At 73.4% G+C, this 9,669-nt stretch carries 5 protein-coding genes, 1 tRNA gene and 1 pseudogene; all 7 read left to right on the top strand.

The genetic code is table 11. The features are described from left to right. Positions 1 to 1,090, top strand: a pseudogene (locus HMPREF9719_RS05005) (cytochrome b/b6 domain-containing protein); the annotation flags it as partial. 36 nt (positions 1,091 to 1,126) lie between these two features. After that, positions 1,127 to 1,218 (top strand) — tRNA-Sec (locus HMPREF9719_RS05000). Between the two features lie 80 nt (positions 1,219 to 1,298). Further along, a complete protein-coding gene (gene selA, locus HMPREF9719_RS04995; protein ID WP_004600889.1) occupies positions 1,299 to 2,690 on the top strand; it encodes an L-seryl-tRNA(Sec) selenium transferase in 1,392 nt (463 codons plus the stop codon). Positions 2,691 to 2,849: 159 nt separating this feature from the next. Further along, positions 2,850 to 4,679 carry a selenocysteine-specific translation elongation factor gene (gene selB, locus HMPREF9719_RS04990; protein WP_004600888.1) on the top strand — a complete coding sequence of 610 codons (1,830 nt, stop codon included), beginning with the start codon at positions 2,850 to 2,852 and terminating at the stop codon, positions 4,677 to 4,679. A 163-nt stretch (positions 4,680 to 4,842) separates the two neighbouring features. After that, positions 4,843 to 5,457 (top strand): GNAT family N-acetyltransferase, encoded by a 615-nt coding sequence (locus tag HMPREF9719_RS04985; RefSeq protein WP_237737881.1) that lies wholly within the window; start codon positions 4,843 to 4,845, stop codon positions 5,455 to 5,457. A 258-nt stretch (positions 5,458 to 5,715) separates the two neighbouring features. Then, positions 5,716 to 7,764, top strand: coding sequence for a BCCT family transporter (locus tag HMPREF9719_RS04980; protein WP_004600886.1), 2,049 nt, complete (start codon positions 5,716 to 5,718; stop codon positions 7,762 to 7,764). A 232-nt stretch (positions 7,765 to 7,996) separates the two neighbouring features. Beyond that, positions 7,997 to 9,669 (top strand): alkaline phosphatase (locus HMPREF9719_RS04975; RefSeq protein WP_004600885.1); only part of this gene is annotated, 1,673 nt, incomplete at its 3' end.

The following is a 9,669-nucleotide window of genomic DNA, read 5'->3' as shown; positions in this document are numbered from 1 at the left end:
GGCATCGCCGGGGGCGGCGGCACCGGGAGCGACCCCTCCGGGCGCCCCGGCTCCTGCGGATCCTGGGGCGCGCGCCGCGGCGGGCCCCGCGACCGCAGCAGGCGGCGGCAAGTCCGATGCGCCCGGCAAGGGCGGCAAATTCGGCAAGTCCGGAAAGGCAGGCGCCGGCGGCGGGGGAGAGGCCCCCGGGCGCGGCGGCTGGCTGCGCGGCAGGCGCGCCGCCATCGCGTGGACGGCGGTTGCGCTCGTGTTCCTCGCCGCGGCAGCGGTCGTTCTGGCGCGCTGGTTCCGGGCCACATCAGTGGGCGCGGAGTTCATCGCCACCTACCCGGGCTCGTATCCACTGCCCGAGGGCGCCCCGGAGGGCTTCAGCCCGTGGTTGGGCTGGCAGCACTTCTTCAACTTCTTCCTCATGGCGCTGATCATCAAGTCGGGCCTGTGGCTGCGCTACCGGCGCGGGGAGGGCGGCTGGTTTCAGCCCCGCTGGAAGTCCTCGGGGAGCATGCCGCTCATGGGTTTCCTGCACGCGGCGGTGGACCTGCTGTGGGTCGTCAACGGCGTGGTGTTCGTCGTGCTGCTCTTCGCCACGGGGCAGTGGATGAAGATCGTTCCGACCTCGTGGGAGGCCATCCCCAACGCGGTCTCGGCGGGGATCCAGTACGTCTCGCTGGACTGGCCGACGGAGAACTCCTGGGTGCACTACAACGCCCTGCAGGAGCTGTCCTACTTCGCGGTGACGTTTATCGCCGCGCCGCTGGCGATTATCAGCGGGCTGCGGCTCTCCGAGCTGTGGCCCGCGGGCGACACGCTCGTCAACCGGGCGTTCACCACGAGGCGGGCGACGATCCTGCACGTCGCGACGATGGTGTTCTTCGTCGTGTTCATCGTCATCCACGTCGGCCTCGTGCTCACCACGGGGCTTAAGCGCAACATGAACCACATCTTCCTCGCCACCGACGGGGAGGGGATCGGCGGCGTGCTCGTGTTCCTCGCCGCGATCGCGGTGACGGCCGCGGCGGTGATCGCGGCGCGCCCGTTCGTCGTGGCGCTGCCCGCGAGCCGCCTGGGCCGGGTGACCTCGAGGCCTTAAACACCCGCATCGTGGGGTGCTAGCCTGCCTTTTCAGGGAGGCGTACGCGTCCTGGTGGGCGTCCCGGTCTTCAAAACCGGCGAGGCCGAGGATCTCGGCCTGGCGGGTTCGATTCCCGTTCGTCTCCGCCGAAGTGTTTCCCGCCCGCCGCTGTTAAGCGGCGGGCAGATCTCTCTTATCCGACCTGTGAAGCGAGGCGGTCGACGCCGTGGCCGATGCATCTTTAGGCGGCGCGGGGGAGGACCCGCGCCGCCTCATCCCCCGCACCGACGAGCTCCTCGGGCTGCCCGCGGTCGCAAGGGCCCGGGGGCGGCTCGCCGAGGGGGAGATCCGCCGCCAGATAGCCGCCGCGCAAAACAGGGCCCGCCGCCTGGAGATCCCGCCCGAGGACGTCGCCTCAGAGGCCGAGGAGCTCCTCGGGCGCGCCCGGTCCCACGGGCTTAGCCCGGTCATCAACGCCACCGGGGTGGTGGTGCACACCAACCTCGGGCGCGCGCCGCTCTCCACCGCGGCGGTCGACGCCCTTTCCGAGGCCGCCGGCCCGGTCGACGTGGAGCTCGACTTATCGAGCGGGCGGCGCTCCTCGAGGCGCGGCGCGACCGCCCGCGAGGCGCTTCTCGACGCGTGCGGCGCGGGCGAGGCCGCGCTCGTCGTCAACAACGGCGCGTCCGCGCTGCTGTTGGCGGTCACGGCGCTCGCCGGCGGAGGTGCCGCGGTCATCTCCCGGGGCGAGCTCATCGAGATCGGCGCGGGCTTCCGCATCCCCGAGCTCCTGCAGACCACCGGCACCACACTCATCGAGGTGGGCGCGACGAACCGCACCCACCCGCGCGACTACGAGCGCGCGCTCGACGAGTGGTCCGGCCCCGGGCCGATCGCGATCCTCAAGGTGCACACCTCCAACTACCGGGTGGAGGGCTTCACCGCCGAGGCCACCACGAAGGATCTCGCCGGCATCGCCCGCGACCGAGGCGTCCCGCTCGTCGCCGACATCGGCTCCGGGCTCCTCACCCGCGACGAGGCGTTGCCCGGCGAGCCGGACGCCCGGGGCGCGCTGAAGGCGGGCGCGGACGTCGTCGTCGCGAGCGGCGACAAGCTCCTGGGCGGCCCGCAGGCGGGCATCGCGATCGGCACGAGCGAGGCGATCGGAAAGATGGGCCGCCACCCGCTCGCCCGCGCGGTGCGCATCGACAAGCTGCGCCTCGCCGCCTTAGAGGCGACGCTGCGCGGGCCGGTGCCGCCCGTGACGGCGGCGCTCCACGCGAGTCCAGACGAGCTGCGCCGCCGCTGCGAGGGGCTCGCGCGCGCGACCGGGGCCGGACGGGTCGTGCCCCACGAGGGCCGCGTCGGCGGGGGCGGCGCGCCGGGCGTGCCGCTGCCCGGCTTCGCGGTCGCCTACCCGCGCAAGATCGCCACGCTCCTGCGCGAGCCGGGCGCGGGGGAGCGCCCGGTGCTCGGCCGGCTCCACGACGACGCGCTTCTCATCGATCCGCGCTGCGTGCCGGAAGGGGACGACGATCTCCTCGCCGGGGCGATCGCCCGGGCGCTCGAGCGGCTCGACGGTGGCGACGGCGCCGGGGAGGCGCCCGCGGAGAGCTAGCGGCGAGGCGCAGGGCGCGGGGGATGCGCTCGGCCCCCGCCCCTCGGGCGCGCCGGGCGCGTAGCCTGTGGGGTCCCGACCCCGAGCCGTGGGCGGCGCCCGGCCGGCCCCGCCGGGGCGCGGAGAAGGCCGGGGAGGCGAGCGAGAGGAGGTGTCCGCGTGCAGGTCGTCGCCACCGCGGGCCACGTCGACCACGGCAAGTCGACGCTGGTGAAGAGGCTCACCGGCATGGAGCCGGACCGCTGGCGCGAGGAGAAGGAGCGCGGCCTCACCATCGACCTGGGCTTCGTGTGGTGCGAGCTGCCCTCCGGCCGCCGGGTCGAGTTCGTCGACGTGCCCGGCCACGAGCGCTTCCTTAGCAACGCCCTGGCGGGCCTTGGGCCGGCGCGCTGCGTGCTCCTCGTCGTCGCCGCCGACGAGGGCGTGATGCCCCAGACCCGGGACCACATCGCCGCGATCGACGCGCTCGGCATCGACGCCGGGGTCGTGGCGCTCACCCGCGCCGACCGCACCGACGACACCACCAGGCTCGTGGCCGCCGAGGAGGCCGCCGACGCCATCGCAGGGAGGTCGCTCGCGGGCGCGCCGATCGTGCCCGTCTCCGCGGTGAGCGGGGAGGGCGTGGACGAGCTGGCCGGGGCGCTCGACGGGGCGCTCGGCCGCGTGCCCGCGGCCGACCCGGCCGCGCGGGTGCGGCTCTTCCTCGACCGGTCGTTCAGCGTCTCCGGGGCGGGCACCGTGGTTACCGGCAGCCTCATGGCCGGCACGGTGCGCCCCGGCGACCGGCTGGTACTGCACGGGCGGCGGGGCCCGCGGGAGGTGCGGGTGCGCGGCGTGCAGCGCGAGAACGCCGACCGGAAGAAGGTCGAGGCCCCCAGCCGCGTGGCGCTGAACTTGAGGCAGATCGCCGCCGAGGACGTCGGACGCGGCGACGTGCTCGCCACGCCGGGCGCGTGGCACGACACGGACGTCCTCGACGTGCGCCGCGTCACCGGCGACACCCCACTCGACGAGGCGCCGAGGGAGCTCGCCTGCCACATCGGCACCGCAGAGCTCACCGTCCGGCTGCGGTCCCTAGGAGCCGAGCACGCCCGGCTTCACCTCCCGCACCCCCTGCCGCTCCAGGTCACCGACCGGCTCGTTTTGCGCGCCCCCGGCGGCCACGAGGTGTTAGCCGGCGTCGAGGCCCTCGACGTCGACCCGCCCGATCTCGGGCGCCGCGGCGCGGGCCGCAGGCGCGCCGCGTGGCTCGAGGACACCCCGCTCGGCGGCTCGGTGGAGCGGCTGCTCGACGCCCGCGGCGCGGTCGTGCCGCGCGCCCTCGCCAACCAGGGCTACCGGCTGCCCGACCACCCGCCCGAGGGCGCCCGGGGGCTTCCCGGCGATGAGGGGACGTGGTGGGTGACGAGCGCGCGCCTCGAGGCCTGGGCGGAGGCGCTCGCCTCGGCGGCGCAGGCCCGCGCCGAGGCCGACCCGCTCGACCCCATGATCAGCGCACGCGCCGCCGTCGACGCCGCCGGGCTCCCCGACGAGGGGCTCCTGCGGGCGGCGGCCAGCGCCGCGGGGCTCGAGCTTTCCGGCGGGTACCTCGCCGCGCCGGGCGCGCGAGCCGGCCTTGGCCCCGCGGAGAAACCCGTCGCGGAGCTCGAGCGGAAGCTCTCCGATAAGCCCTTTGCTGCGCCCACCGCGGGGGAGCTCGAGGACCTCGGCCTCGGGCGTAAGGAGATCGCCGCCGCCGTGCGCGCCGGGCGCCTCATCGAGCCCGCCGACGGCGTCGTGTTGCTGCCCACCGCCCCGCGCGACGCGGCGCTCGCCGTCGCCGGGCTTGGCGAGTTCACCCTCGCCCAAGCCAAGGAGCGCCTCGGCACCACGAGACGGGTCGCCGTGCCCCTCTTCGAGGAGGCCGACCGGGCCGGCTACACCCGCCGCGTCGACGGCACCTTGAGAGTCGTCACCGGCAAGGCCGCCGCCGAGACCGGCGGAGCCTAAGACCGGGCCCCGGCCCCGCCGCCGCGCCTCGCGCGCCGGGGCGGGGGCTCAGGCGCGCGTAGACTGGCCCGGCGGGCCCACGCGCGGCGCCCTTTGCCGTCGCGCGGGCCCCGGGACAGCAGACGATTGATCACCCGACCCTATGAAGAAGGAGGAGCGCGCGGTGAGCGACGCCAACGAGACCCGAGAGATGGACCGCCTGAGCCAGTACGGCAGGACCCTCTACGAGGAGGGCAGCGTGCGCCTACGCGAGCCCCGCGAGGACGACCTGCCCGCGCTCGCGCGCTGGTGGCGCGACCCCAGCCAGGCGATCCTCCAGCGCCCCGAGCTCACCCTGCGCCCCGAGGAGTCCGACCGCGAGCTGTTCCGCAGCTGGGGCCGCAACGACACCCCCGACGGCTTCGGCTACGCCGTGCTCAACACCGACAACGAGCTGGTCGGCTACGTGCGCCTCCACGGGGTGTCCGGGCCCGCGCGCGCCGGCTCGCTCGACGTGATGATCGGCGCCGAGCACCAGGGCTTCAGTTACGGGGCGGACGCCGTGCGCGCCGGGCTGCGCCTCGCGTTCCGCGAGTTCGGCGTCCACAAGGTCGAGGCCGCCGTGCGTGCCTTTAACGAGCGCGCCCTCGGCGTCTACACCTCCATCGGGTTCAAGGAGGAGGGGCGCCGCCGCGCCGTCGCGTTCCACAACGGTCGCTACTACGACGACGTGCTGCTCGGCATGCTCGTCGACGAGTACCGCGACGAGTTCGCCGCCGAGTACCCCGAGCGCGGCTAGCTTTTCAGCCGTTTCCCGGCCTCCCGCCGCCGCGGCGGGGGAGCCCCGCACTAGCCCCGCCCCCGGGCCGCCGCCCGGGGCGGGGCTAGTGTCGTCTAGTGGCTCTTCTCGTTTCGCCTCGCGGGCGGCGATCGCCCGCCAGCCGAGACGAGGGGCGAGGCGGGCCCCGGCATCCCCGGCGGCCCGCGTGCAGACATCGCGAGTGAGTGAACGCCGAGCGCGACCGACGCGACGACGAGACGGGGGCTTGAGACAACCGTGGCCGAGAAACCAACAGCCGGGGCGGGCCCGGCCGGGAGGAACCCGGGCGAGGACCGGGAGGACAAGGACGAGAGGCGCGAGGGCGCGGCGGGCCGCGCGAAGCGCGGGGTGAAGCGCGCCGCGAGGCTGGTCAAGGAGGTGACCTACCCGCACAGCATCCACCCCGCGCTCGTGCCCGGCGTGGCGATCGAGGACCAGAAGGTGCGCTACCGCATCGACCGGCCGATCCTCTTCGTCGTCGGCGCGCTCATCGTCGCGTTCGTCGCGTGGGGGATCGCCGATCCGGACCAGGTGCTCGTCTACTCCACCGCGGCGCTGCAGTGGACGATGGAGAACCTCGGCTGGATCTTCACGCTGCTCGCCATCGTGCTCGTCGTGGTGCTCATCGTTATTGCGGCCTCGCACTACGGGCGCATCCCGCTCGGCCTCGACGGGGAGAAGCCGCAGTATTCGACGCTGTCGTGGGCGGCGATGCTGTTTGCCGCGGGCATCGGCATCGGGCTGATCTTCTTCGGCCCCGTCGAGCCGCTCACCCACTACCTCGAGCCAAGGCCCGGGGCCTACGACCCGGCCACCTGGGAGGCGGTGCGCGGCGGGATCGCCCAGGCCGCGCTGCACTGGGGGATTAACGCGTGGGCGATCTACGCGCTCGTCGGGCTCGCCGTCGCTTATGCGAGCTACCGGCGCGGGCGCGTGCCGCTCATGAGCTCGATCCTCGCGCCGCTGCTCGGCACGAACCGCTCCGACCACTGGGCCGCGCGCCTCATCGACGGGCTCGCGATCATCGCGACGCTCTTCGGCACCGCGGCGAGCCTCGGGCTGGGGGCCTTACAGATCGGCCGCGGCGCGGAGCTCGTGACCGGCTGGTCGACCGCGGGCAACACCGCCGCGATCGTCATCGTCGTCGTGCTCACCATCGGCACGATCGTCTCCGCGGTGTCGGGCGTGGCGAAGGGCATCCGGCGGCTCTCGAACATCAACCTCGTGCTCTCCGTGGGGCTCGCGGTGTTCTTCTTCGTCGTCGGGCCCACCGCCTTCCTCATCAACATGATCCCCGGCGCGATCATGGAGTACGTCGGCGAGCTGCCGCAGATGCTCGCCGCGAACATGGCCGACTCCGAGGAGATGGCCGAGTTCCTAAGCGGCTGGACGACGTTCTACTGGGCGTGGTGGGTCTCGTGGGCGCCGTTCGTCGGCGTGTTCGTCGCGAAGATCTCCCGCGGGCGCACGATCCGCCAGTTCGTCGCGGGCGTGCTTCTCATCCCCTCGACGATCATCGTGCTCGCGTTCACGGTGCTCGGCGGCACGGCGATCTGGCTGCAGCGCGAGACCGGCGAGCTCGTGCCGAACAACGACATGGCCAACATGCCGCCGGCGGAGGACATGTTCTTCGAGGTGCTCTCCTACCTCCCGGGCGCTGGCGTCATCGCGCCGCTCATCATGGTCGTGCTCGCGATCTTCTTCATCACGACCGCCGACTCGGCGTCGCTGGTGAACTCGCAGCTCTCCCAGGGCGGCGCGCCGAACCCGAACAAGTGGGTCACGGCGTTCTGGGCGCTGTGCATGGCCGGCATCGCGGTGGTCATGCTGCTCACCGGCGGGGAGAACTCGCTGCAGGGCCTGCAGAACCTCATCACGGTCACGGCCCTGCCGTTCGCGGTGATCTTCGTGTTCATGACCATCGCGCTCGTCAAGGAGCTGCGCTCCGACCCGGCGAGCATCCGGCACTCGCATCGCCGGGAGGCGCTCGACGGGGCGGTGCAGCGCGGCATCCGCGACTTTGGGGATCGGTGGATGCTCTCCGTGGAGGAGGCCGCCGAGCCGGACGAGAGCTACGCCGCCGGCGAGGAGTTCGACTCCACCGACGATGCCGCACTCGACTGGTACGCGCGTACCGACGAGCAGGGCCGGCGCGTGGGCTACGACTACGAGGAGGGCCGCTACCTCGACGAGGTCAACGACGGCCCGCAGCGCGCCGACCCGCACTCCGCGCGCGAGCGGATGCGCGCCGAGTCCGAGGCGCGCCGCGAGGAGGGCGACTCCTAGCCGCGCTCTCCGGGGCCCGGAGGGGACGGCCCCGGGCCCCGCCGGGGCGGGGCCCTTAAGGGTTCCCGCTGCCAGGAAGCCCGAAGGTTTCCCCGGGAATTCACTGTTTCTTCGGTAAAACGACCGGGCGGGTTCACCCCGCCCGGTTGGTTTTCGGTAGCGCACGAGCCGGCGGGCCGGAGTCGACCCACCGCCCGCGGCGAGGACCGATTCCCAAGGAGAACCCCCGACAGTGCAGCGCAACGACCACCACCCGATGAAGCGAGCGGCGGCCGCCGCCGCGATCGGCGCCCTGGCCTTCGCCGCCGCGCCGCTGGCCGCCGGCGCCGCCGAGGCGCCCGCCCCGAAGAACGTCATCGTCATGATCGGCGACGGCATGGGCTTCAACCACGTCGACCACACCAGCCTCTTCGAACACGGCACCTCCAACTGGCAGGTCGACGGGGACCCCGGAGCCGAGATCGCCCGCCAGGAGGGCTACGGAAAGACCCCCGCCCAGGTCTACGAGCGCTTCGACGAGGCGCTCGCGATGTCGCACCACTCGCTCAACTCGCCCGTCTACGACCCAGCCGGCGCGTGGGGCGAGTTCGACTGGGCGAAGCACAACCCCACCGACTCCGCGGCGTCCGGCACGGCGCTCGCCACCGGCGAGAAGACGTGGAACGGCAAGCTCGGCGTCGACCCCGACAACCAGCCCAAGACCAACGTCGCCGAGGCCGCCGCCGAGAAGGGCCGCGCCACCGGCGTGGTGTCCTCGGTGCCGTTCGGGCACGCCACGCCCGCCGCGTGGGGCGCCCACGTCGAGCACCGGCAGCAGTACCACGACATCGCCCAGCAGATGATCGACGGCCCGCTGGATGTCATCATCGGCGCGGGCCACCCGCTCTTCGACGACGACGCTCAGCCCCGCGAGGCGAAGTGGAAGTGGCTCAGCGAGGAGCAGTACGCGCACTTAAGCGAGCAGGACTCCGGCCGCGAGTTCGTCGAGGACTCCGGCAGGCTCACCGCGATCGCCGGCGGCGAGACCCTGCCGGAGCGGCTCTTCGGGCTCGTGCCCATCGCGGAGACCCTCCAGTACAACCGCTCCGCGCTCGCCGACAACGAGCCGCGCCGCGACGCCGGCCGCCCCGAGGGCGAGCGCCTGGCCGAGGGCTCGCTCCTGCCCGGCGAGGCGCAGAAGAACGACGTGCCCCCGCTCGCGGACCTCTCCTCGGCGGCGCTCAACGTGCTCGGCCAGAACGACGAGGGCCTCTTCCTCATGATCGAGGGCGGCGCCATCGACTGGGCCGGCCACGACAACGCCACCGCCGGCAACATCGAGGAGATGATCGACTTCAACCGCGCCGTCGAGCGCGTCACCCAGTGGGTCGAGCAGAACTCCTCCTGGGAGGAGACCCTCCTGCTCGTCACCGCCGACCACGAAACCGGCTACCTCAACGGGGAGAACTCCCCTAAGCGCTGGACGCACGTGACCGGCAACGCCGGGGAGAACCCCATCGACGGCTGGTACTCCGGCGACCACACCAACCACCTCGTGCCGCTCTTCGCGCACGGCGCGGGCGCCGAGACGATCCGCTCCTACGTCAAGGGCGTCGACCCGGTGCGCGGCGAGTACGTCGACAACACCGACATCGCGAAGATCGGCTTCGACCTCCTCGCCAACGCCAAGGCCCCCGCCCCGTCCGAGGAGACCACCACCACGACGACGACCGAGCCCGTCGAGGAGACCACCGGCCAGGTCCCGCCGGCCGAGGAGCCCGAGCCTAAGGAGCCGCCCGCCGAGGACGGCGACCGGCAGCCGGGCGACGGCGAGCCACACGGCGACGAGCCCCGCGGCGAGATCCGTGAGTCCGCGCCCGGCGAGTCCGCGCCCGCGCCGGGCACGACGGCGCCGTCCGGCACGGC

Source organism: Corynebacterium otitidis ATCC 51513 (assembly GCF_000296405.1).
In the GTDB taxonomy this organism is placed as follows: domain Bacteria; phylum Actinomycetota; class Actinomycetes; order Mycobacteriales; family Mycobacteriaceae; genus Corynebacterium; species Corynebacterium otitidis.
The sequence above is the reverse complement of the archived record's forward strand: the minus strand, read 5'-3'. Positions and strand labels throughout refer to the sequence as shown.